Genomic DNA, 23,995 nt, shown 5'->3' on the forward strand with positions numbered 1-23,995 from the left:
ACACCAAATATAAGATATTTCTTATTAAACAAAGTGATTAAAAAAGAAAATTTAGATAAAACCAATGCATGGCCATTTGTAGAGGCTAAAAAAATGCTGCGTGAAAGGAAAACTTTTATTGAAAAAAAAGGTAAAATTATTTTACAAACTGGGTATGGTCCAAGTGGATTGCCTCATATAGGAACTTTTGGTGAAGTTGCCAGAACATCAATGATGGTTAATGCCCTAAAACAACTTACTGATATACCAACAGAAATTATAACTTTTTCAGATGATATGGATGGTTTTAGAAAAGTTCCAGAAAATGTTCCTAATCAAGAATTACTAAAAAAAAATCTTCATAAACCTTTAACTCAAGTACCAGACCCGTTTGAAAAGTTTTCAAGTTTTGGTGAACACAATAATGAGATGTTAAAAAAATTTTTAGACAAATTTAAATTTGATTATAGTTTTAAAAGTTCTTCAGTTCTTTATAAGAGTGGCTTTTTTAATCCTACTTTGAAAATTATCTTAGAAAATTATCAGGGTATTATGGATATAATTCTTCCAACCCTTGGTAAGGAAAGACAAAAAACTTATAGTCCTTTTTTACCTATATGTCCAGATACTGGAAAAGTTTTGGAAATTCCAGTTTTAGAAATCTTAAAAGAAAAATTTAAAATTATTTTTGATAATAATGGAAAAAAACTTGAAAGAAGTATTTTAGACGGAGACTGTAAATTACAGTGGAAGGTGGATTGGGCTATGAGGTGGTATGCGCTTGATATAGATTTTGAAATGTATGGAAAAGATTTGATAGAAAGTGCAATATTATCTTCAAGAATAGCTAAGTTAATTGGAAACATAAATCCATCTGGTTTTGCTTATGAACTTTTTTTAGATGAAAAAGGAGAAAAAATTTCTAAGTCAAAAGGCAATGGGATCACTATTGATCAATGGTTAGAATATGCATCTCCTGAGAGTCTTTCATTGTATATGTACCAAAATCCCAAAAGAGCAAAAAAATTATATAAAGAAATAGTTCCAAAAACTGTCGATGAATACTTGGATTTTATAGAAAAAGCAAAAAACCAAAACGAATTACAGTTATTAATGAATCCAGTCTGGCATGTTCATAATGGAGTAATTCCTCAAGAAGATACTATTATGAGTTTTTCAATGCTTTTAAATTTGGTAGAGGCAAGCAATGCAAATTCGAAGGAATTACTTTGGAAATTTGTAAAAAAATATAAAAAAGATATTTCAGAAATAAATCATATAATTTTTGATAATTTAATAGGCTACGCTATTAAATATTTTAACGATGTAATTAGACCAAAGAAAAAATATAAAAAACCAAACACAAACGAAAAAAAGGCATTAAATGCACTAGTTAATACGCTTGATGATTGTAGTGATGAAATGTTGCCTGAAGATATTCAAACATTAATTTATTCAACTGGAAAAGAAAATGGATACTCAGAAAATCTACGTGATTGGTTTAAATTAATTTATGAAGTTGTGTTTGGTGATGAAAATGGTCCAAGAATGGGTTTTTTTATAAGTTTCTTTGGAGTAAAAGAGACTAAAGAATTAATAACAGAAAAAATAAAATAATGTTTTCAAAATTCAGATCACTAATATTTAAAATTGATCCTGAAGCTGCTCATAATTTAGCAATTAAGTCTTTAAAATTAAACTTGATACCAAATTTAATGGATACTGATAAAGATGATCCAATGTTTAAATCTACTTTGTTTGGTAAAGAAATAGATAATCCAATTGGAATGGCTGCTGGATTTGACAAAAATGCTGAAGTTTATGAATCATTGTTTAAACTTGGGTTTGGTTTTGTTGAAGTAGGGACGGTCACTCCACTTAAACAATATGGAAATCCAAAACCAAGAGTATTTAGACTAGTTGAAGACCAAGCACTTATAAATAGATTGGGATTTAATAATCAGGGAGCTGAAAATATAAGTAATAGAATTAGGTCTAATTTAAATATGGGTTTATTAGGAATTAATATAGGACCTAATAAAGAAAGTAGTGATAGACAAAATGACTATTTAATTGGTCTTAGAACCTTTCACGATATTGCTGATTATATCACAATTAATATCTCCTCACCAAATACAAAAGATTTAAGAAGTTTCCACGATGAAGAAAAATTTGATGAATTAATGAATTCAATTCAGGAGGAAAAAGTTAAACTTAAATCTAAAATACCAATTGTTGTGAAAATTTCTCCAGATATTTCAGAAGAACAAATTGAATTGATAAGCAAAATATTGTTAGATCATAAAGTTAGTGCAGTAATTATTTCAAATACAACTTCAGAAAATAGAGAAAAATTAAATAATATATTAAAACATCAAAAAGGGGGCTTATCTGGAAAACCTTTAGAGAAAGAAGCCAATAAATTAATAAGTAAGTTTTATAAATTATTAAAAGGTAAAATTAAAATTATTGGAGTTGGGGGAGTTGATTCAGGTGAGAGCGCCCATAGAAAATTTTTAGCTGGAGCAAGTTATGTTCAGTTATATACTGGCATGGTTTTTCAAGGTCCAAATATTGTTGGAAAGATAAAAAAAGAGCTTAAAGAAATATTAAAAGCTGATGGGATTAAGAATTTTAGAGAAATAATAGGCAAGAAACAGAGTAATTAAGCCTAATAAACTTGACGAGGTCACCAACTCATCTTATATAGTCACTAAATATTATGTCTAAAAAATGTGAACTAACTGGTAAAATACCTATGAAAGGTCATAATGTTAGTCACGCTAACAATAAGACTAATAGAAGATTTTTACCCAATCTTAAAAAAGCTAAATTCACAAGTGAGCTTTTAAAAAGAAGTTTAACTTTGACAGTAAGTAATGCAGGTATGAGATCGGTTGATAAAAAAGGAACTTTTGATCAGTTCTTAAAGTCTGTAAAAAATAGAGATATTTCACCTAGGCTAAAAAAATTAAAAAAAAGCATACTAATTAAATCACCTTTTATTAAAAAATCACCAAAAGCATCTCCTAGTAAATCAGCTTAATGAAAAAGTTTTTTATGCTACTTTCATTTATAATGGGAGTTGTTGTCTTAACTTCAAATTATTTAGTACAATTTCCAATCAACTATTATGGTTTAGAAAAAATATTAACTTATGGGGCTTTTAGCTATCCAGTTGCTTTTTTAATTACCGATCTAGCAAATAGATCTTATGGCAAGATTGTTGCTAGAAAAATTGTTTATGTTGGTTTTATTATAGGAATTATATTTACTCTCTTCTTTTCAACAAATTTTGCAGACTTAATTTCAGTCAGAATTGCCATAGGTTCAGGTACAGCATTTATGGTTGCACAGTTGCTGGATGTTCAAATTTTTGACTATTTAAGAAAAAAGAAATGGTTTGTTGCTCCATTAACTTCATCTTTAATTGGGTCTACTGTTGATACATTTTTATTCTTCTCTATCTCATTTTATGCAACTGGAATACCATGGGTTACTTTATCTCTAGGTGACTTAACAGTTAAAATATTTGTTGCTTTAGTGATGTTGATTCCATTCAGATTATTATTGGGAACTCTTAAAGCTTCAAAAGCTTAATATAAAAATTTGTAGGATAAAATTTTATAAGCAAGTTTTGCTACAAGAAAATTGTAAGAATTAAAGCCTTTTATAGGTGAAAGTTCATTTATATCTGCACCCACAATATTAGAGTTTTTAGCAGCTATCCGTATAATATTTAAAGTTTCATCCCATAATAGTCCACCTGGTTCAGGTGTACCTGTTGCGGGCATAATACTTGAATCTAAACCATCAACATCAAATGTTAAATAAACTGTTTTATTCTTTATCATATTTTTAAACTTTTTTAGGTCCCATTTACTTTTGTCTTTTGCCCAAAAGATATTAATTCTAGATGAGTTTTTTTTTAGGAATGGTATTTCACTTTGAGATATATTTCTGATCCCAAATGAGATTATTGAAACATTTTTATGATCAAGACATCTCCTAATAGCTGAGGCATGAGAAAATTTTTCTCCATTATAATTCTCTCTTAAATCTGCATGTGCATCAAAATGTAGTAAACATATTTTTTTATGTTTTTTTACAAATGGAGCAATACATCCAGGTGTTATTGAGTGTTCCCCTCCAAAAGTGATTGGAAATAATTTTTTATCTAATATTTCTTGATTTATATCAGACATCTTTTTAAGAGCTTTTTTAATATCTTTATCAATTTTAAATGGTTTTAAAGTTTTAATTCCAATTTTTTTGTAGGGTTCACAGTGTAATTCTTCATCATATAATTCAACTTGATGTGATGCTTTGATAATTTCTTTAGGGCCATTACGAGTGCCACCACCATAACTTACAGTTTTTTCTAAACCAAATGGAACAACTACTACTTTTTCTTTAAAATTAACATTATTGTCAATTCCTAGAAACCCGTTTTTATTAGAAAGATATTTCAATTTTATGTAAATATTTTTGAGAAGTTTTTTCTCGTTCTATTTTTCCAGTCACCTTTATGATAAGCGTCACTTGCAATCAAAGGAAGGACACTGGTTGCTTCTGCAAAAACCATTTGCTCTTTTGTGATATCTACTTTCCCCCAAGAGCTTGCCTCTTTTAATGTGGAGCTACTACAAGCACCATCCCTAGAATCTGCCACTGTAATTTGTACTGCATATTTATGCATCTCGACCTCTTTTCCTAAAAGTTCAGCACAAATAACAGTATCTTGAACAAAATTCTTTGGTACTCCTCCACCAATCATAAATAAACCAGATCCTTTTGATTTAATCTTTATTTCAGTTAATTCACGAAGTTCTCTAATAGAATCTATCGTAATATGGTTTTTAGGATTATTTTCTTGGTGAGTGACTAATCCAAAACCAGCACTCGAGTCTGTAAATGCTGGGCAAAAAATGGGAACATTATTGTCATATGCTGTTTCAATCAAAGAATCTTTTTTTTTAGAATTTTTCTTTAAATATTTTCCCATTTCATAAATAAATTCTCTTGATGTATAACTTCTTGGTTCAAGTGTATCCGCTATTTCACATATTTTTTGATCACATTCCTGTAACTCTTCTTCATCAATATATGTATCATAAATCCTATCTATATAATTTTTTCTTAATTCAGTGTCATTTTGAAACTGTGAACCTTGGTAATGTTTAAAGCCTAAAGCTTCGAAAAAATCCATATCAACTATTGAAGCTCCCGTAGCTATAATTGCATCAACCATATTATATTTAACTAAATCTTTATAAATATTCATACACCCTGCTGCAGAAGTTGACCCAGCAAGTGTTAAAAAAATTGTACAATCTTTATCTTGAATCATTTCATTAAAAATATTGGCTGCATTTGCTGTTTCTCTTGAAACGAAAGACATTTTTTCCATTGAGGAAATTATTTTTCTTGCATCAAATGAAGTAATATCGATGTGTTCAACTGGATTTTGTAAGAAGCTTTTTTTGCTATTATGAGTTAAATTTTTGTTTTCTGACATTAAGCAACTAATATACCTTTATTGCTCTCTTTACCATATAACGTCATTATAGGTTCGTCTTCCACTTCATAAATTTCATTAGAATAAAAACCATTAAATTGAGTTCTAAAAGTTAGACCGTAAGCACCAAGCTGGCCTAATTCTATATAATCATTTTCTTTAATATTGTTTGGAAGCAAAAATGGTCCTTTCATGTAGTCCATACTATCGCACGTAGGTCCATAAAAATTAAAAGCAGTTAATTTTTTTGAGACCATTTTTCCATTTTTAATTAATCTAGAAGGGTAAACTATGTTTGGTGTGCCAGCGTCAAAAAGAGTTCCATACGTTCCATCATTTATATAAAGTTTTTGTTTTTTTCTAAGATTTACCCGTACGATTGTTGACCCACTTTCTGCAACTAATGCTCTTCCAGGTTCACATAATATTTTAGGAAGTTTTTCCAATTTTAAGTTTAATAAACCTTTTTTTATTTCTTCAAAATAGCCATCCAAAGATTGAGGTACAAGATCAGGATATATGGCGGGAAATCCACCACCAATATTAATATAATCTGGAATAATTTTTGTTTTTCTTATTATATTTCCGATATCTGCAATTCCTTTTGAATAAGAAATGGGATGCATACATTGAGATCCTACATGAAAACTTAGCCCTACTTTTTTTGCATATTGCTTTGTTAATCTTAACAAACCAATTGCCTCAGATGTTAATGCACCAAACTTTTTAGACAAATCTATTTCAGCATGTTCATTTGAAACAGCTACTCTTACGAATAACTCAAGATCTTTTGCTCGATTAGTTGCTTCAATAATCTTTATAAGTTCATCTTTAGTATCTAAAGAAAAAGCTTTAATATTATAATTAAAGTAAGCCTCTTTAATATTCTCTCTACTTTTAACAGTATGCATATATGAGCATTTTGCATCGGGGGAGATCGCTCTTATGTCTTTAATTTCTTGAATAGAAGCTATATCAAAGTTTTCAATACCACTCTCAACAATTGTTTTTAAAACCTCAGGATGTGGATTAGTTTTTACAGCGTATAGTACTTTCCCAGGAAATTTTTTTTTAAAGTATGTAGAAGCTGATTGTATAGATTTTTTCCTAATACAATAAATAGGCTTTTCTGGCTTTAGTTGATTTATAAGCTCATCAACTGTTTTAAATTTTTGCATTTAATATGACCTCAAAAAAAATTTAATAAAAAAAAGTTTTTAAATACTTAAAAACTTTCATATAAATTATGCAATTAAGGCAATACTTAATTAATGTAAAGCAAATAATAGGTGTTGAAATTATGAGATAAAACACCATATTAAATATATGGTTGAACAGGCTAACTTAAAAAAACTAAGTGATTTTGATAACAAATCGTTATTAATCGTTGATGATGACAACCCTTTTAGAGATAGACTGGCTAGGGCAATGATAAATAAAGGTTTTGAGGTTTTTCAAGCTGAAAGTGTACAAAAAGGTATTCAATCAGTTATAGAAAATAAACCAGCTTTTGCTGTAGTTGATCTAAGACTAGCAGATGGAAATGGTCTTGAGGTAGTAAAACAAATACAGATTTCTAATCCTACTAGCAGAATAATTATGTTAACTGGCTATGGTAACATACCTACAGCTGTAGCAGCGATTAAGGAGGGTGCTATTGATTATCTTGCAAAACCGGCAGATGCAGAAGATGTTGAAAAGGCATTGTTAGCAGATCCAGAGAAGAGAGCCGAGCCGCCAGAAAATCCTATGTCAGCAGATAGAGTCAAGTGGGAACATATTCATAGAGTTTTTGAATTATGTAACAGAAATGTTTCTGAAACAGCTAGGAGACTTAAAATGCACAGAAGAACTTTGCAAAGAATTTTATCTAAAAGATCACCTAAATAAATCTTCTAATCTCAATAATTTTTTTAGCTAATAGTGCTAATAGGCAAATTTTAAACAATTCAGCTAATAAAAAAGGTGTAACACCTAATGCAAGAATTGGCTTATCCCATCCAATTAAAGTTCCAAGCCAAAGTGCCCCAAATATATAAATCGTAGAAACAGAAAATATTAATTTACTAAATACTATTAAAATATTATTTTTTAGATTTAAGTATCCTGCAAAAAATACAGCAGATAAAAAACCTATTAAATAACCCATTGTTGGTCCGGTAAAGTAAACTAAACCTATACCTTTTTCTGGTGAATTAGAAAATACTGGTATACCAATAATTCCCTCAAGAAGATAAACTCCTACTGTCGTGAGACCTATTTTATACCCAAAAGCTAATCCTAAAAAGAGGACAACAAAGGTCTGCATTGTCATTGGTACAGGATAAAATGGTATTTTTATTTTAGCAGAAACAGTTAAAGCTACTGTTCCTAAAAAAATTAACAAAAATATTTTTAAGGTTTTTGTAAGTGAGTGCGTTTTTAAAATTTCCATCAAGTTAAATTTACTATCTATTATTACAATAATCTAGTTTTTTATTAATCTAAGAAAAACGTCTTCTAAATCACCATCATCAGTAGATATATCTATAATTTTGACATTATTTTTCTTAATTAGGTTAATTAAATCTTCAATACAAACTTTGCTTTTTTCATATGATACACAAATTTCTGTACCCATTTTTGATATTACCTTTAAAGAATCTATATCCTCATCTTTAATATCAATTATTTTATCTGTTTTAAAAATAACTTTTTTTGTTTGAATCCTATCTAATAGATTTTTAGTACTATCTAAAGCAACTATATTTCCTTTATTAAGAATAGCTATACGGTCACACATTTCCTCGGCTTCTTCAAGATAATGAGTTGTCAAAATAATAGTTACACCTAGATCATTAAGTAACCTCACATTCCTCCACAAGTTCTGTCTTAACTCTACGTCAACCCCTGCTGTGGGTTCATCCAAAAAAACTATTGGAGGTTGATGGACTAGAGCTTTAGCCATTAATAGTCTTCTTTTCATTCCACCAGATAAGCTTCTAGCGTAGCTATTTGCTTGTTTTTCTAAAGATACTAATTTAAGGATTGTATCTGTAATTCTATCTTTTTCTTTAACCCCATAAAGACCAGCCTGTAATTCCAATAATTTTCTTGGACTAAAAAATGGGTCAAGATTTACTTCTTGTGGAACTATTCCTACTGAAGCTCTTACCTGCCTAGGGTTTTTGTCCAAGTCAAAACCCCATACATTTACCATTCCTGCTGTTTTTACTACTGTTCCAGCTAAAATATTTATAAATGTTGTTTTACCAGCACCATTAGGACCAAGAAGACCAAAAATCTCTCCTTCTTTCACGTCCAAGTTTAAATCATTCAGTGCATAGTTATCTTTAGCTTGGTTACCTGCATAAATTTTTTTTAAGTTTTTAACAGAAAGTATATTTTTTTGCTTCATGTAGATTAATACATTTATAGTATTTAAAATAATTAAGATAATATTATTTAATGGATAAAATAAAAAAAACAGATCATTTTTATTTAATAGATGGCTCTGGTTATATTTTTAGAGCCTACTATGCACTACCACCTTTAACTAGGAAAAGTGACGGTCTTCCTGTAGGCGCAGTCAGTGGCTTTTGTAGCATGTTATTTAAATTACTAGAAGATTCCAAGTCTAATGAGAATCTTCAAAAGCCAACACACTTTGCTGTAATCTTTGACTCAGCAAGAAAGACTTTTAGAAATGAAATTTATACAGATTACAAAGCAAATAGATCTGAAGCACCAGATGATTTAGCACCACAATTTGAATACATCAGAAAGTCAGTAGTTGCCTTTAATTTACCATCTGTCGATCTTCCTAATTACGAAGCAGATGATTTACTAGCTACTTATGCAGAACAAATTTTAGCAAAGGGAGCTAAAGTAACAATAGTATCTTCAGATAAAGATTTGATGCAATTGTATAAAAAAAATGTTCGTATATTTGATCCTATGAAAAATAAATTTATAACACCTGAAGATATATTAGCTAAATTTGGTGTGGGACCAGAAAAAGTAATCGATGTTCAGTCTTTAGCAGGAGATAGTAGTGATAATGTTCCTGGAGTTCCAGGTATAGGAGTTAAAACTGCAGCAGAACTTATCAATAAGTATGGTACCTTAGAAAAGTTGCTAAAGAGTGCACAAGAAATAAAACAAAATAAAAGAAGAGAAACACTTATAAAAAATAAAGATAAAGCAATTATCAGTAAAAAATTAGTGACACTAATGAAGAATGCTCCAGTTGAAAAAAAAATAGAAGAATTTGAACTAAAAGAAATTGATAAAGATAAGTTATATAAATTTTTAAGAGAAATGGAATTTAATAGACTCCTTAGTTCTGTAATTTCAGCTTATGGAGAGCCTGAATTAGGACAAACTGCGTTAGAAACAAAACCTGAGAAAAAACAACAAAATATTAATAAAAAAAACTATTATCTAATCACGAATGAAAAAGAAATAGATGAGTGGATTAATGAAGCAGAGGAAGCTGGTGAACTAGCAATTGATACTGAAACTAGTTCATTAGATGCACATCAGGCAGATTTAGTTGGTATCTCATTAAGCACAAAAGTAGGTAAAGCCTGCTATATTCCAATAGGTCATAAGTTTAAAGGATGTTTAAAAAAAGAATCTGTAATTAAAAAGTTAAAACCACTTTTAGAGGACAAGAGTGTAAAAAAAATTGGTCAAAATATTAAATTTGACTTTATTGTTTTATTTAAACAGGGAATAAACATGAACTCAATGGAAGACACAATGTTGATGTCTTATGTGTTAGATGCTGGAAAAAATAGACATAACATGGATACTTTGTCCAAGATTCATCTTCAACATAAAACAATTTCATTTAAAGAAATTGTTGGTACTGGAAAAAAAGAAATAAACTTTAGTGATGTAGAGTTAAATAAAGCGATGGAGTATGCTTCTGAAGATGCTGATATCACCTATAGGTTATATAAAATATTTAGCAAAACTTTAAAATTAGAAAAATTAACTAATATTTATGAAATTTTTGAAAAACCTTTAATTAAAATATTAGCATTTATGGAAATTGAAGGAATAAATATTGACAATAAATTTTTAAAGACTTTATCTGAAAAATTTGGGAAAAAGATCAGTAGATTAGAAAAAGAAATTTTTAAAATTTCAAAAAAAGAATTTAATATTGCTTCACCAAAACAATTAGGTGAGGTCATTTATAACGATTTAAAGATTGCTGTGCTTAAAAAAACCAGAAAAGGAAGCTTTGCAACTAATGCAAGTGTACTTGAAGATCTAGCATTTAAAGGGCATAAATTTCCTCAGTTAATTCTAAATTGGCGACAGGTATCTAAATTGAAAAATACATACTCAGATGCTTTACCAGAACACATTAATCCTCACACAAAACGAGTACACACTTCATTCTTGTTAGCAGCAACAACTACAGGAAGACTTGCCTCGAGTGATCCAAATTTACAAAATATTCCTATCAAATCTGAGGATGGTAAGGATATAAGAAAGGCATTTACATCTAAAAAAGGATACACATTAATTTCAGCTGATTATAATCAAATTGAAATGAGAATTTTAGCAGATCTTGCAGACGTTAAAGAATTAAAAAAAGCATTTAAAAATAATGAAGATATTCACTCACTAACAGCTAGCCAAGTATTTGATGTTGATATAAAAAAAGTTGACCAAGATATGAGAAGAAAAGCTAAAGCAATTAATTTTGGTATTATTTATGGAATTTCTCAATACGGCCTAGCAAAACAAATTAATGTTTCAAATCATGAGGCAGATGAATTTTTAAATGCTTACTTTTCAAGGTTTCCGGAAATAAAAATTTATATGGATGACACTATTAAATTTTGTAGAAAAAGTGGCTATATAAATAATATTTTTGGACGCAGAACTCATTTTAATGGAATTAATGATAAGAATTTTAATGTAAGAAATTTTCAAGAAAGAGCGTCAATAAACGCACCTATACAAGGCTCTGCTTCGGAAATAATGAGACTTGCAATGATCAGGCTTGATAAAAAATTTGAAAGTTTAAAAAATAATAAGTCAAAAATCTTATTACAAATACATGATGAATTAATTTTTGAAGTTCCAGAAAAAGAAGTAAAAACTGTTACTAAAATAATTAAAGAAGAAATGACTAGTGTCACAGAAAGTGAATTACACTCATTCTCAACGCCGTTAACAGTAGATGTAAATACAGGTGATAATTGGGGAATACTTCACTAAATTAAGAGCATTGCCTAAATTAGAACAATTTAGTATTTTTAAAGTAGTTTATGCACAAACAAACAATAGCACTAATAGACGATGATAGAAATATACTTACAAGCATAAGTATAGCACTTGAAAAAGAAGGTTTTAAAGTTCAAACTTATATCGATGGTGAAAGTGCATTAGTCGGACTAAGCAGAACACCACCCGATCTAGCAGTCATTGATATAAAAATGCCAAAAATGGATGGCGAAGAACTTTTAAAGAGATTAAGAAAAAAAACATCCCTTCCAGTAATTTTTTTAACATCAAAAGATGATGAGATAGACGAACTACTAGGATTAAAATTAGGTGCAGATGATTTTATTAAAAAATCAGGAGGTTTTTCTATAAAGGTTTTAATTGAGAGAATTAGAATTCAACTTAGGAAGAAAGATATTAATATAAATCTTGAAGAAACAAAAAATATCATAGCTCACGGTAAACTTAAACTTGATCCTTCACAACTGGAGTGTGAGTGGGATAATAAACAGTTACCAGATAAGTTAACAACTACTGAATTTTTGATTGTTAAAGAGCTGGCTAAGAGACCTGGGATAATTAAAGAAAGAGCTCAATTAATGGACATTGCTTATAGGGAGGATACCGACATAGAAGACAGAACTATAGATAGCCATGTTAAGAGAATTAGAAAAAAATTTAAAAAAGTTGACCCTGAGTTTACTGCAATTGAAACAAGATATGGCAGTGGATACAGGTGGAATGTTAATTAATGTTCAGCAATTTTCTTAAAAGTTTATCTATCTTAAAAAAATTTTTATTTATCAATTTGATAGTTTTTTTAGTTATTGGCAGCTTAACACTTATATATATTGGAAATGTAAAACCTAATTTAATAAAGAATAAAAAAAGCAAACATATTCAAATAATAGACAATACAATTGAACATATTTTAAGATTGAATATTAAATTTGAAGAAGAAGATATCAGAAGATTTTTATTTTCAACAAGATTTTTATTTCAAAATTTAGATAGAGTTATTTTATTTGATAATCAATATAATTTGGTTGGAGACACGGATACATTGGATTTAGATCCAAGATCTTTCTCCAATAGACTAGATATAGTCGAACTAGAAATTTTAGATGAAGAAACAAGCAACAAGATCATTGAAAAAAAAGATATAAATAAAGAAAAAACTGTTTCTATAAAAGATATTTTGACAAATTATTCATGGTCAAAAGATTATGGAAAGCCATTCACCTTTTCACAAGAAGGATATGATAAATTTTTATTAACAACTGTAAAAAATGTGACAGTTGATGGAAATAACATTGGTTATTTGGCAATATCTGAAAATGCTAACGATATTAGAGCTGCAATTAATGAAAGAAAAACTTTTATATTAAGAACAGCAATCTTTGTTGGAATAGTAATCTTTGTATTTTCTTTTGTTTTAAATAGATATTTCCTTAAGCCCATAAAAAATTTAGTAACTTATACAAAAATAATTAAAGAAAAGAGTAAAAAAAAAACAAATATAAAAGAACTTAAAAGTAGAAATGATGAATTGGGAACATTATCAAATTCGCTAGATGACATGACAAATGAACTTCAAAAAAGAATTTCTCATGCTGAAAATTTTTCAACAGATTTAGTTCATGAAATTCGAAATCCATTAACATCATTAAAAAGTGCTTCTGAAATTCTACATGAAACAGAAGACCACAAGCAAAGAGCTAAGTTAATTGATATTCTTAATCATGATGTACAAAGAATTGAAAGATTAATCACAGATTACTCTCAAATGCTAAAAGATGAAGTTGCTCTAAGTAAAGAAAAAATGAAAAAAATTGACTTAAAAGTAATTGCTAAATCTGTAGTTGATGATTTTAACAATATCTATGAAGCAAAAAGAAGTATTCAAATAATTTTGAAAGAATCTAGTAGTCAAGAAGAGTGTTTTATTAACGGAATAGAAAATAGAATAGAACAAATTATTGCCAATCTATTAGATAATTCAATTTCATTTAGTGAAAACAATAAAAAAATCTTAGTTGAAATTTACAAAGACGATAAAGATAAGATTATTTTAAAAGTTATTGATGAAGGTAAAGGCTTTAAAGAAACAAGCACAAAAAAAATATTTGATAGATTTTATAGTAATAGACCTGATAATTTTGGTGAACACTCAGGTTTAGGCTTAAATATTGTAAAAAATCTAGTGGATTTACATGGTGCAACTATTAATGCATCAAATAACATGACACAAAAGGGTGCAAATGTAGAAATTATATTTCCAAAAACTTAATGATAAGTTGATTAATAAAATTTTTATTATATAAAGCCGTCCAATGGAAGATTTTAAAGTTAAAGATATATCACTTGCAGAATTTGGCAGAAAAGAAATTTCTATAGCTGAAAGTGAAATGCCAGGACTAATGGCATTGAGAGAAGAATATTCTGGAAAAACACCTTTAAAGGGAGCAAAAATTTTAGGATGTCTTCATATGACAATCCAAACAGCAGTTTTAATTGAAACTCTAGTGGATCTTGGGGCAGAAGTTAGATGGTCATCTTGTAATATTTTTTCTACACAGGATCATGCAGCAGCAGCAATAGCTAAAGCAGGAATAGCAGTTTTTGCTTGGAAAGGTGAAACTGAAGAGGAAGCTGTATGGTGTATAAGACAAACAATCGTAGGAAAAAAAGATTGGAAAGCAAACATGTTATTGGATGATGGTGGTGATTTAACCGCAATGATGCATAGTGATTACAAGGATTTACTAAAAGAAGTAAAAGGAGTTTCAGAAGAAACAACAACAGGAATTAAAGCATTAAATAAAATGGAAAAAGATGGATCTTTATTAATCCCAGCAATTAATGTTAATGACTCAGTTACAAAATCTAAATTTGATAATTTATATGGATGTAGAGAAAGTTTAGTAGATGGAATTAGAAGAGCAACAGACGTTATGATGTCAGGTAAAGTTGCAATTGTTGCTGGTTTTGGTGATGTTGGCAAAGGTAGTGCTGCATCTTTAAGACAAAGTGGTGCGAGAGTAATGGTTACAGAAGCAGATCCAATTTGTGCACTTCAAGCAGCAATGGAAGGCTATGAGGTAGTTTTAATGGATGAGGCAATAAGTAAAGCAGATATAGTAGTTACAGCCACAGGCAACATAGACATTGTAACTGCAGACCATATGAGAAGTATGAAGGATAGAGCAATATTATGTAACATAGGGCATTTTGATAATGAGATTCAGGTGGATGCTCTAAAAAATTACAAATGGACAGAGGTTAAACCAGAAGTAGATGAAATAGAATTAGTTGATGGAAAAAGAATTATTCTATTAGCAAAGGGTAGACTGGTTAATTTAGGATGTGCAACTGGACACCCAAGTTTTGTAATGAGCGCATCATTTACAAATCAAGTTATGGCTCAAATAGAGCTTTGGAATAATCACAAAAATTATGAAAATAAAGTCTATGTACTTCCAAAGAACTTAGATGAAAAAGTTGCAATGTTACATTTAAAAAAAGTAGGTGCAAAACTTACAAAATTATCAAAAGACCAAGCTGATTACATAAGTGTTGAAACAGAAGGTCCATTCAAGCCTGATGCTTATCGCTACTAATAGTAGTAAAATAGATATCTCCTTAGAAGTTAAGACAGCTGAACTAGCAAAAAGTTTTTCAAAAATACTAAAAAAAGGTGACATAGTATTTTTTCATGGTGAAATTGGAGTAGGAAAGACAACTTTTATAAGATATTTAGTAAACTATCTTCAAACAGACAATCATCTAATTCAAACAGAAGTTACAAGTCCTACATTTAACTTAGTAAACGAATATGATGTGGGAGTTTTTACAATTCAACACTATGATTTATATAGACTAACAAATAGTCAAGAAACAAAAAATATTGGATTATTTGAAAATCAAAAAGAAATCTTAACATTAATCGAATGGCCTGAAAAAATAGATAATAAAATAGATAATAAAATTGATTTATTCTTTGAATATGAAGAAAATATGAACAAAAAATTTTTAACAATTAAAGGTATAAGTAATAAAATATTAAATGAGATCAGTTAAATCAACATTAAAAAAAATTAAAGGTGATGCATCATTCAGGTCTTTTTATAGAAAAGAAAATAATAAAAAAAATTCAATTTTAGTTTACGCTACGAAAGAAAAAAAAAAAAACCTACTAATATATGATGCTATAAATAGTTTATTGATTGAAAATAAAATTTTGGCTCCAAAACTATACAAAGAAAATTACAAACAAAACTTTATAGAAATTGAAGATTTTGGTGATGATACAATATTTAAACTGTTAAAAAAAAATGGAAGTAATAAAATTAATTTATACAAAAAATCTATTGATTTGCTAAGCAAAATTCAAAAAATCAAACAAAACAAAACTAAAAACTTTAAGGGAAAAGATTATAAAATACCAATTTATGATGATAATAAACTGTTTAAAGAGGCTAAATTATTTTCTGACTGGTATACAAAAAAATATATATCTAAAAATAAATTGCAAACGTTAAATATTAAAATAAATAAACAAATAAAATTTTTAATATCTAATCTTAACTTAAAAAATGATACTTTCGTTCACAGAGATTTTCACGTATCAAATTTGATGAAATACAAAAACAAATTAGCAACCATCGATACACAGGATGCTTTGATAGGTAATAGAGCCTATGATTTGGCATCTTTAATTGATGATGTTAGGTTTAAATCAAATAAAAAATTGAGAGAGAGCATTTATGAATATTATTTAAAGCTGAATAATAAAGAAGTTAACAAAGTTATTTTATTAAATGATTTTGAAATATTATCAGTGATTAGAAATATGAAAATAATAGGAATTTTTACTAGATTGGCAGTAAGAGACAAGAAGACAAAGTACTTAAGTTTAATACCTCATGCCTGGAAATTGATAGAGTTAAGAATTAAAAATAATAAAATATTTGATAACCTTAAAAAAACTCTGGATCTTAATTTTTCTAAAGAATTAAGGAATCTTAAATGAAAATTAACACGGCTTTAATCTTGTGTGCTGGCTATGGAAAGAGACTAAACCCTTTAACATTAGAAAAACCAAAGCCACTTTTGAAAATTAATGAAATTACATTACTTGAAAAGTGCATTAATTTAATTGAATTTTTAGGAATAAAAAAAGTTATAATAAACACATTTTATTTAAATAAAGAGATTGAAAATTTTATTAATGTCAAAAAATTTAATTTAAATATTAAAATAATTAATGATGGAAAAAAAATTTTAAATACAGGTGGAGGAATTTTGAACATGATTAATTCTTCAAATGAGTCAGATTTTATGACTTTAAATCCAGACACTGTTTGGGATAAAAAATATACAGACGTTGTTCAAAATATGGAAAAATTTTATTTTTCTAATAAAATTAAAAATATACTTTTATTAACGAATAAAAATCTTAGTTTTGATAAAAAATTAAAAGGCGATTTTAATCTTGTAGATAATAAAATAAAAAAAGATGATCAAAATGATCTAATTTATACAGGATGCCAAATAATTAATAAGAGTTTATTTGAATCCTACTCAGTTAATAATTTTTCGATATCAGAAGTTTGGAATGAATTAATTGCTAAAAACAGACTATACGGTTATGAAAGTTCAGAAGAATTTTACCATTTAACAGATTTGAAAGTTTACGAGAAGTTATTAAAAAATAAGTAAATTTTTAGCTCTATCTTTATCTAAATATTTACATTCAATGATTTCCTGCTTTGAATTTAAATTAATTAAAAGTGGGTTACCTGTTGGTATTTCAAGTAAAGATATTTTTTTATTATCCAATTTAAATAAAAACTTACATAATGCTCGAATCGAGTTGCCATGAGCTGAAATTAAAATATTTTTATTATCTAATAATTTATTATGAATATCAGAATTATAATATTCTATTACTCTTTCATAAGTATCTTTAAGGGATTCTGTATCTGGAATTTTATTTTTAGGAATAGTTTTGTAGGCATCAATATTTATAGGGTGATATGGATTATTTCTACTTAGTGGATCAGGTTTAATTTCCCAGGATCTTCTAAATTCATGAATTTTATCCTCCCCAAGTTTTTCACTCATTTCATTTTTATTTAGACCAGTTAAAGCTCCGTAATGCCTTTCGTTTAATTGCCATGCTCTTATAGGTTTTGTGTTACTTCTCAAAGTGTCTTGAATAAATTTAAGAGTATTCACGGCTCTTAATTGAAATGATGAATAGAAATAATCTATATTTAGCTTTAGTTCTTTAATATATTCACCAGATTTACACGCTTCTAGTTTTCCTTGACCGGTTAGATCCACATCGACCCAACCAGTAAATCTTTTTTCCAAATTCCATTCACTTTGGCCATGTCTAACTAATATTAAATGAGGCATTTGATATATTTTGATAACTGATAAAACTAATAAAATAAATGAAATTATTATGAAATATATAAAAAAACTTTTAATTTTAGGGTTTCATTCAATCAACCTAATATTGATAATATTTTACCTATATCCAGGAAGTATATTTGGATGTTATCTATACAATAATTGCTATGTTCAGCCACAAATTACTAAAAACTTTATAGTTTCCTCCAAGTACTTAGTCTCTTCTAATCATGTGTATGTATTCATAATTCTCTCATTCTTTGGAATTCTTGCCTATTATAGTTCAAATAAAATTAAATTTTTAATCACATATTTATTTTCATTATCAATTATTTTAGAATTATTTCATTTAATTATTCCAAACAGAGGGTTTGAGTGGAGCGATTTATTTGGAAATATCCTAGGTGTTACAATAGTAATTATTATTTATAATGTTAAAAATAAGTATGTTTAAAATAAGAAATATTTTTTTTATCATAATAATTATTTTAATTTCAGCTTGTTCCTCGATACCCCAAAATACATCAAATAGTTGTTCTATCTTCAATGAAAGATACCTTTGGTATAAACATGCAAAAAAAACTGAAAAAAAATGGGGTACACCAATTTATGTTCAGTTAGCAATAATTAAAATGGAGTCCGATTTTGATTGGTTAGCAAAACCCCAGCGACAAAAACTATTTAAAATTATACCCTTTAAGCGCCCATCAAGCTCTTTTGGGTACTCACAAGCTGTAAAAGGAACATGGGAACAGTATAAAAATGAAACGGGCAATAAACTTGCAACAAGAGCAAGATTTAAGGACAGTGTAGACTTTATTGGCTGGTATACAGATAAAACTGAGAGTCTTTTGAAAATTTCTAAGAAAGATGCTTTTAGACAATATCTTGCATATCACGAAGGGTGGGGTGGTTACAAAAATTATAAGAACAATCAAAAAGTTATTAGCTTAGCTAAAAAAGTAAAAAACCAATCAGACAAATATAAATCTCAAATGAAAAAATGTCAGAAAAGATTAAATAAAAATAAATATATTATTTTTTAACGAAGTTGTTTTTTTAACTCGATATCTACGGCATCAATTCTTTGGGTATTTTTAGCAAGAGTTAAGTACATTGTTGGTGTAACGTATAATGTAAAGAATGTAGAGATAATCATTCCACCTAGAATAGTTGAGCCTACAGCCAACCTAGATGTTTCCCCTGCACCAGGTCCAATATTGCCTATTACTAGTGGCAACATTGCAATCATTGTACTTATAGAAGTCATCATAATTGGTCTAAATCTTAGATCACAAGCCTCTTTAATTGATGTCTCTATATTTTTTCCTGTAGCTCTTAATTGATTAGCATAATCAACAATGAGGATACTGTTTTTAGTGGAAATTCCAATTAGTATTACAAGTGCAATTTGAGAAAAAATATTAATTGAACTGTTTAAAAATAAAATGAATACTAAACCACCAAACAAAGCAAGTGGAACTGTTAACACTATTATAAATGGGTGTATAAATGAGTTAAAAGTTGCTGCCATTACCAAATAGGCGGTCAATAGTGCTAACCCAAAAATAATGAATAATTCATTGCTAGTTTCTTTTAATTCCTCAGACTTTCCTTTCCACGCAATTTGATTATTTATTTTCGATTCAGATAAAGTTTGCTCTAAGTAACTAATTGCTTCAGAAAGAGTATAATCCGGAGATATATTTGCAGATATAGTTACAGCTCTTTGTCTATTATATCTTGTTAATTTTTTTGCTGATCCCTCTTCTTTAAATTCAACTAAATTTGCCAAAGAAATTAGCTTACCTGTAGTATTCGACCTTACAAAAATTTTAGTCAAACCTTCTTTATTTCTTCTATCCACTAAATATTGCTGAAGAATAATAGGATATTCCTTTCCTAATTTGTTAAATTTAGTTACAGTTTTACCTCCATACAGAGTTTCTAAAGTTTTTCCAATTGACTCAGTTGAAACTCCTAAATCTTTGGCTCTATTTTTGTTGATAGATAATTTTATTTCTGGTTTATTTCTTGAATAATCTGACTCTATTCTTGATAATTTTTTATTTTTTCTTAATTTTGATATAATTTCATTTTGTTTTTCTTCCAACTCTTCATAACTATTTCCTAATATAACCATTTGAACTGGCTTATTATAACTTGATACTCTGATTGATTGAGGAGATATAGGAAATGCAACAGTTTCTGGCACTGTAACAATTTTTCCGATCGCCTGCCTCATTACAGTTTGCGAGTTTTGTTTTCTATTTCCCCAGTCATCCAGTAGGGCAATAATTATAAAACTATTAAAAGAATTTTTATTACTTCCAAATCCAGGAACTCTCATGATAAATCTTTTATAAGGACTGTTTTCGGCTTTAAGCAAAGGAATTAATCTTTTCTCCACATCCTCAGCTCTTTTTTCTGTGTACTCAAATGAACTACCTTCATCAGTAAAGCCAAGCACAAGATAAACACCCCTATCTTCCATTGGTAATAGTTCTTTTTTAGTAAAGCTGTATAAAATACTTGATCCAATAATTGTTAAAATTAAAAATGAAACAACAATTTTTTTTTTATTTAACCAAAACAAAAGAGTTTCTTGATAGAACTTTGAAAAGGATTTAAAAAATTTATCAAATTTTATAACAATAAAATTTTGCTTTGGTTTTTTAACTAAAAATTTACTTCCCAACATTGGCGATAAGGTTAACGCTACAAAAGAGGACACTACAATTGAAAAAGATAATGCTATTGCAGTTTCTCTAAATAAAGTACCTGCAATACCATCGATAAAAATTAAAGGCAGAAAGACTGCAACTAGAATTAAAGTAGTAGCTATAATTGCAAAACTAATTTGTTTTGATCCCTTGTATGCTGCAACTAACGGAGTTTCTCCATTTTCAATTCTACTATATATAGCATCAGTCATGATTACAGAGTCGTCTGTGATAATTCCTATTGCTAAAATAAAACTTAAAAGAACAAATATGTTTATTGATAGTCCAAATAAGTAAAGCCCTAAGAAAGATGCTATTAAACTTACAGGTAAAGCGACTGCTGGAACGATTACAGCTTTAAGATTGCCTAAAAATAAATAAATTATTACAACAACCAATATAAATGCAATTATTAGAGTTTTGTATACCTCTTGTATTGCTGTTCCCACATACGTTGCTCGGTCAAAAGCAACCTCCATATCAACACCATCTGGCAATGTTTTTTTAACCTCAATTATTTTTTTTCTAATATTTTTTGATAATTCAACTGTTGATGCACCACTTTTTGCATAAATGCCTATTCCAACAGTTTTTTGATTTAAAGCATTTTTTGTTTGTGCTTTAAAAAGTGTTTTTTCAGAGACAGGCCCAAATTCAACATTTGCAACATCTGAAAGTCTTATGATGCTATTTTTGATTTTTTTTATTGGAAGTTCTTTTAACATATCAATGTCATCATAAGATTTATCTAAATTCAGAGTTAAATCTATATTATTAGCCTCAAGAGTACCTGCAGGTAGGCTAATATTTTCTTTTCTTAAAGCTGATTCAACTTCTTGAATAGTTAAATTATTAGCTGCTAATTTAATTGGATCAATCCATACTCTTACACTTAAATCTCTTAAACCACCTGTCCTAATTCTTCCAACATTCTTAACACTTGAAAATTGGTCAACCAAATATCTTTCAGTGTAGTCTCCTAGATCTAGGTCGTTCCAAGTTGATGAAGTTACCGACAACCACATAGTAGTTGTAAATCCAGCTGCTTGTTTTAATATTTGAGGTGAATCAGCTTCACTTGGTAATCTGTCTACAATTCTTGCAACTCTTTCTCTTATATCGTTAGCAGCATTATCTAAATCAATGTCTGTGTTAAACTCAATATCTATTGTACTACTGCCATTTTCAGATGTTGAGTTAATATTTTTAATTCCTTCAGCGCCACCCACCACATCTTCAATAACTTGAGTTACTTCTTGATCAATAATTGGAGCTGATGCTGATTTATAATTTACTTTAACTTGTACTACTGGTGGTTGTAAACCATCAGGTAATTCTCTTACAGGTAATTCCGAAAAAACAAATATCCCAAAAACGATCAATATAAGAGACATTACCCAAGCAACGACTGGTCTTCTTATACTTAATTCAGTTATATACATTATTTTTCAATTGGTTTTATCTTACCTTTAGAACGAACTTTTTTAAGGCCTTCTGCAACAATGTTTTCTCCTTCATTTAATCCAGATAAAACTTCAACATAACCGCCATTTCTTATTCCAATCTTAATTTCAGTTTTGTCTGTGATATTTTTTTCTGAAACTTTGTAAACATAAATTTTATCTCCCTCTAGCATTATACTTGTATCGGGTATTCCAAGAGAATTTCTTTCGTTATAGTTAATTGTTACTTCCAAAAGTGATCCTGGAATTAATTCAGCATCCTTATTATCAATCTTAACTCTTATTAAAACACTTCTAGTTTCTGCATTTATTCTACTTGAAACGGCATAAACTGTTCCAGTGTAATGTTTTTCTTTATTACCAGAAAATTTAGCTGTTATTGGTAAGCCTTTTTTAATTACATTTACAAAGATTTCAGGTATTTTTAAATCAGAATAAATAATAGAATTATCATCCAATGTAATAATAATTGAGTTATTAGAGTCAAGAATATCCCCAGTTATTCCTCTAAATCCCAAAATACCATCAAATGGTGCAGTGATATTTCTATCTTTAAGTTCTAATATTAGGTCTCCTTTTTTAACGTATTTTTTGAGATTAAGTTCTGCAATCAAATCACTTCTTTTAATTCTGTATGATTCATTTTTTTTTGATACAGCAGTTCCAAAACTTTCAATTTTTTCTGAAAAATCAGTTTTGACAACTTCTGTCACAATAATTCCAGGTGGAGGTCTTTTACTAAATTTTTTTGCAAAATGATTTCCTATGATCACTCTACTGATTACGACAATAGCTATGACTAAAAAAAAAATTATTATTAAGGATGTTACTTTAGTCGATCTTTTCATAATTAAATCTTTCCATACTCACTCCATGAGCCATCATAGATTATTGGTTTATATTTAGTATCTATTAGAGAATAAGCAAGAGCCAAAACTGAAGCAGTAATACCAGAACCACATGTAAATATAACATTTTGATCAAGTTCACAATTAGTTGATTTAAATTTTTCAAGAATTTTTTCTTTATCAATAAATGTATGATCCTCATTTATGAGATCAGAAAAAGGGAGACAAAAAGAATTCTTTATAGATCCACTTCTTAACCCCTTCCTTGGTTCAGGAGTCTTTCCTTCAAATCTTTCTTTACTTCTTGCGTCAATAACTTTGAATTTATTTATATTAATGTTTTCATCAATTTGTTTTTTGTTTTTTACTAATTCTTTTTTTTCGTGAGCTAAATAATTAGAATTAATAATTTTTGTTAAATCATTAACAGTTGGTTTCTTCTCATTAATCCATTTTTTTAAGCCACCATCTAACACATGAACTAAATTTGCATTGTGCCCATAATAAATAAAATTATACCAACACCTACACGAACTGATTACATCAGAATTATCATAAATTATTATTTGGTCATCATTTCTGATGCCCATATTTGATAAAATCTTTTCCCATGATTTAGAATCAGTAAGCATATGAGGTAAATTTGTGTCTGTTTTAGAATTTTTATCTAAGTCAAAAAATACTGCATTCTCTATATGCAGCTCTTGAAATTCTTCCAAACCATTTCTTTTTGTTTGAGGCATGTGCCATGAACAATCAATAATCTTTACCTTATATAAATTTTTCTCTAACCAATTCGTATCTACTAATGACATA

General features: G+C 28.5%; 23 protein-coding genes. 14 read left to right on the plus strand and 9 right to left on the minus strand.

All coding sequences use genetic code 11. The features are described 5' to 3' along the window. Nucleotides 1-33 precede the first annotated feature (33 nt). Genes VP91_RS02785 through VP91_RS02800 form a run of 4 tightly spaced genes read left to right on the plus strand, consistent with a single transcriptional unit; the run spans nucleotide 34 to nucleotide 3,579 of the window. A complete protein-coding gene (locus VP91_RS02785) occupies nucleotides 34-1,596 on the plus strand; it encodes a lysine--tRNA ligase (RefSeq protein ID WP_169035915.1) in 1,563 nt (520 codons plus the stop codon). Next, entirely contained in the window at nucleotides 1,596-2,648 is a 1,053-nt protein-coding gene (locus VP91_RS02790; protein ID WP_169035916.1) for a quinone-dependent dihydroorotate dehydrogenase, read from the plus strand. The genes VP91_RS02785 and VP91_RS02790 overlap by 1 nt, the downstream gene beginning before the upstream one ends. A gap of 53 nt (nucleotides 2,649-2,701) precedes the next feature. Further along, nucleotides 2,702-3,025, plus strand: coding sequence for a 50S ribosomal protein L28 (gene rpmB, locus VP91_RS02795; protein ID WP_169035917.1), 324 nt, complete (start codon nucleotides 2,702-2,704; stop codon nucleotides 3,023-3,025). Continuing rightward, entirely contained in the window at nucleotides 3,025-3,579 is a 555-nt protein-coding gene (locus VP91_RS02800) for a queuosine precursor transporter (protein WP_169035918.1), read from the plus strand. Before rpmB ends, VP91_RS02800 begins: the two co-directional genes overlap by 1 nt. Here the strand turns inward: VP91_RS02800 and speB are convergent. The 3 genes from speB to VP91_RS02815 are packed head-to-tail and all read right to left on the minus strand — an operon-like array spanning nucleotide 3,576 to nucleotide 6,675. Beyond that, a complete protein-coding gene (speB, locus tag VP91_RS02805) occupies nucleotides 3,576-4,451 on the minus strand; it encodes an agmatinase (RefSeq protein WP_169035919.1) in 876 nt (291 codons plus the stop codon). The two genes, VP91_RS02800 and speB, sit on opposite strands and share 4 nt — an antisense overlap. 2 nt (nucleotides 4,452-4,453) lie before the next feature. Beyond that, complete coding sequence (locus VP91_RS02810) at nucleotides 4,454-5,497, minus strand: 1,9-bis(guanidino)-5-aza-nonane synthase (RefSeq protein ID WP_169035920.1); 1,044 nt, start codon at nucleotides 5,495-5,497, stop codon at nucleotides 4,454-4,456. Continuing rightward, nucleotides 5,497-6,675, minus strand: a complete 1,179-nt coding sequence (locus tag VP91_RS02815; protein WP_169035921.1) for a type III PLP-dependent enzyme — start codon at nucleotides 6,673-6,675, stop codon at nucleotides 5,497-5,499. Before VP91_RS02815 ends, VP91_RS02810 begins: the two co-directional genes overlap by 1 nt. 148 nt (nucleotides 6,676-6,823) lie before the next feature. Between VP91_RS02815 and VP91_RS02820 the strand changes: the two genes are divergently transcribed. Next, entirely contained in the window at nucleotides 6,824-7,387 is a 564-nt protein-coding gene (locus VP91_RS02820) for an ActR/PrrA/RegA family redox response regulator transcription factor (protein WP_169035922.1), read from the plus strand. Here the strand turns inward: VP91_RS02820 and VP91_RS02825 are convergent. Both VP91_RS02825 and VP91_RS02830 read right to left on the minus strand, forming a co-directional pair. After that, nucleotides 7,380-7,931 (minus strand): biotin transporter BioY, encoded by a 552-nt coding sequence (locus tag VP91_RS02825; RefSeq protein ID WP_169035923.1) that lies wholly within the window; start codon nucleotides 7,929-7,931, stop codon nucleotides 7,380-7,382. The two genes, VP91_RS02820 and VP91_RS02825, sit on opposite strands and share 8 nt — an antisense overlap. A 33-nt stretch (nucleotides 7,932-7,964) precedes the next feature. Continuing rightward, complete coding sequence (locus tag VP91_RS02830; protein WP_169035924.1) at nucleotides 7,965-8,894, minus strand: ABC transporter ATP-binding protein; 930 nt, start codon at nucleotides 8,892-8,894, stop codon at nucleotides 7,965-7,967. A 50-nt stretch (nucleotides 8,895-8,944) separates the two neighbouring features. Between VP91_RS02830 and polA the strand changes: the two genes are divergently transcribed. The 7 genes from polA to VP91_RS02865 are packed head-to-tail and all read left to right on the plus strand — an operon-like array spanning nucleotide 8,945 to nucleotide 17,446. Then, nucleotides 8,945-11,719, plus strand: a complete 2,775-nt coding sequence (gene polA / locus VP91_RS02835; protein WP_169035925.1) for a DNA polymerase I — start codon at nucleotides 8,945-8,947, stop codon at nucleotides 11,717-11,719. 50 nt (nucleotides 11,720-11,769) lie between these two features. Beyond that, on the plus strand, nucleotides 11,770-12,477 hold the full coding sequence (locus VP91_RS02840) for a response regulator transcription factor (protein WP_169035926.1): 708 nt from the start codon (nucleotides 11,770-11,772) through the stop codon (nucleotides 12,475-12,477). Next, entirely contained in the window at nucleotides 12,477-14,015 is a 1,539-nt protein-coding gene (locus tag VP91_RS02845) for a sensor histidine kinase (protein WP_169035927.1), read from the plus strand. The genes VP91_RS02840 and VP91_RS02845 overlap by 1 nt, the downstream gene beginning before the upstream one ends. Nucleotides 14,016-14,058: 43 nt before the next feature. Then, complete coding sequence (gene ahcY, locus VP91_RS02850) at nucleotides 14,059-15,345, plus strand: adenosylhomocysteinase (protein ID WP_169035928.1); 1,287 nt, start codon at nucleotides 14,059-14,061, stop codon at nucleotides 15,343-15,345. Beyond that, nucleotides 15,329-15,805 carry a tRNA (adenosine(37)-N6)-threonylcarbamoyltransferase complex ATPase subunit type 1 TsaE gene (tsaE, locus tag VP91_RS02855; protein ID WP_169035929.1) on the plus strand — a complete coding sequence of 159 codons (477 nt, stop codon included), beginning with the start codon at nucleotides 15,329-15,331 and terminating at the stop codon, nucleotides 15,803-15,805. Before ahcY ends, tsaE begins: the two co-directional genes overlap by 17 nt. Further along, nucleotides 15,792-16,757 (plus strand): aminoglycoside phosphotransferase family protein, encoded by a 966-nt coding sequence (locus VP91_RS02860; protein WP_169035930.1) that lies wholly within the window; start codon nucleotides 15,792-15,794, stop codon nucleotides 16,755-16,757. Before tsaE ends, VP91_RS02860 begins: the two co-directional genes overlap by 14 nt. After that, complete coding sequence (locus VP91_RS02865; RefSeq protein WP_169035931.1) at nucleotides 16,754-17,446, plus strand: sugar phosphate nucleotidyltransferase; 693 nt, start codon at nucleotides 16,754-16,756, stop codon at nucleotides 17,444-17,446. Before VP91_RS02860 ends, VP91_RS02865 begins: the two co-directional genes overlap by 4 nt. On the opposite strand, the gene VP91_RS02870 is transcribed toward VP91_RS02865, so the two are convergent. Further along, entirely contained in the window at nucleotides 17,432-18,148 is a 717-nt protein-coding gene (locus VP91_RS02870; RefSeq protein ID WP_169035932.1) for a 2,3-bisphosphoglycerate-dependent phosphoglycerate mutase, read from the minus strand. The two genes, VP91_RS02865 and VP91_RS02870, sit on opposite strands and share 15 nt — an antisense overlap. Before the next feature lie 49 nt (nucleotides 18,149-18,197). On the opposite strand from VP91_RS02870, the gene VP91_RS02875 reads away from it, so the two are divergent. Both VP91_RS02875 and VP91_RS02880 read left to right on the plus strand, forming a co-directional pair. Beyond that, a complete protein-coding gene (locus VP91_RS02875; protein WP_169035933.1) occupies nucleotides 18,198-18,599 on the plus strand; it encodes a VanZ family protein in 402 nt (133 codons plus the stop codon). Then, nucleotides 18,592-19,191, plus strand: a complete 600-nt coding sequence (locus VP91_RS02880; RefSeq protein WP_169035934.1) for a lytic transglycosylase — start codon at nucleotides 18,592-18,594, stop codon at nucleotides 19,189-19,191. The genes VP91_RS02875 and VP91_RS02880 overlap by 8 nt, the downstream gene beginning before the upstream one ends. On the opposite strand, the gene VP91_RS02885 is transcribed toward VP91_RS02880, so the two are convergent. Genes VP91_RS02885 through VP91_RS02895 form a run of 3 tightly spaced genes read right to left on the minus strand, consistent with a single transcriptional unit; the run spans nucleotide 19,188 to nucleotide 23,994 of the window. Beyond that, a complete protein-coding gene (locus VP91_RS02885) occupies nucleotides 19,188-22,310 on the minus strand; it encodes an efflux RND transporter permease subunit (RefSeq protein ID WP_169035935.1) in 3,123 nt (1,040 codons plus the stop codon). The two genes, VP91_RS02880 and VP91_RS02885, sit on opposite strands and share 4 nt — an antisense overlap. Continuing rightward, nucleotides 22,310-23,179 (minus strand): efflux RND transporter periplasmic adaptor subunit, encoded by an 870-nt coding sequence (locus tag VP91_RS02890; protein WP_169035936.1) that lies wholly within the window; start codon nucleotides 23,177-23,179, stop codon nucleotides 22,310-22,312. Before VP91_RS02890 ends, VP91_RS02885 begins: the two co-directional genes overlap by 1 nt. A gap of 2 nt (nucleotides 23,180-23,181) precedes the next feature. After that, on the minus strand, nucleotides 23,182-23,994 hold the full coding sequence (locus VP91_RS02895) for a sulfurtransferase (protein ID WP_169035937.1): 813 nt from the start codon (nucleotides 23,992-23,994) through the stop codon (nucleotides 23,182-23,184). Nucleotide 23,995 lies beyond the last annotated feature (1 nt).

Origin of the sequence: Candidatus Pelagibacter communis, from assembly GCF_012932795.1 — a bacterium.
Classification (GTDB): domain Bacteria; phylum Pseudomonadota; class Alphaproteobacteria; order Pelagibacterales; family Pelagibacteraceae; genus Pelagibacter; species Pelagibacter ubique_S.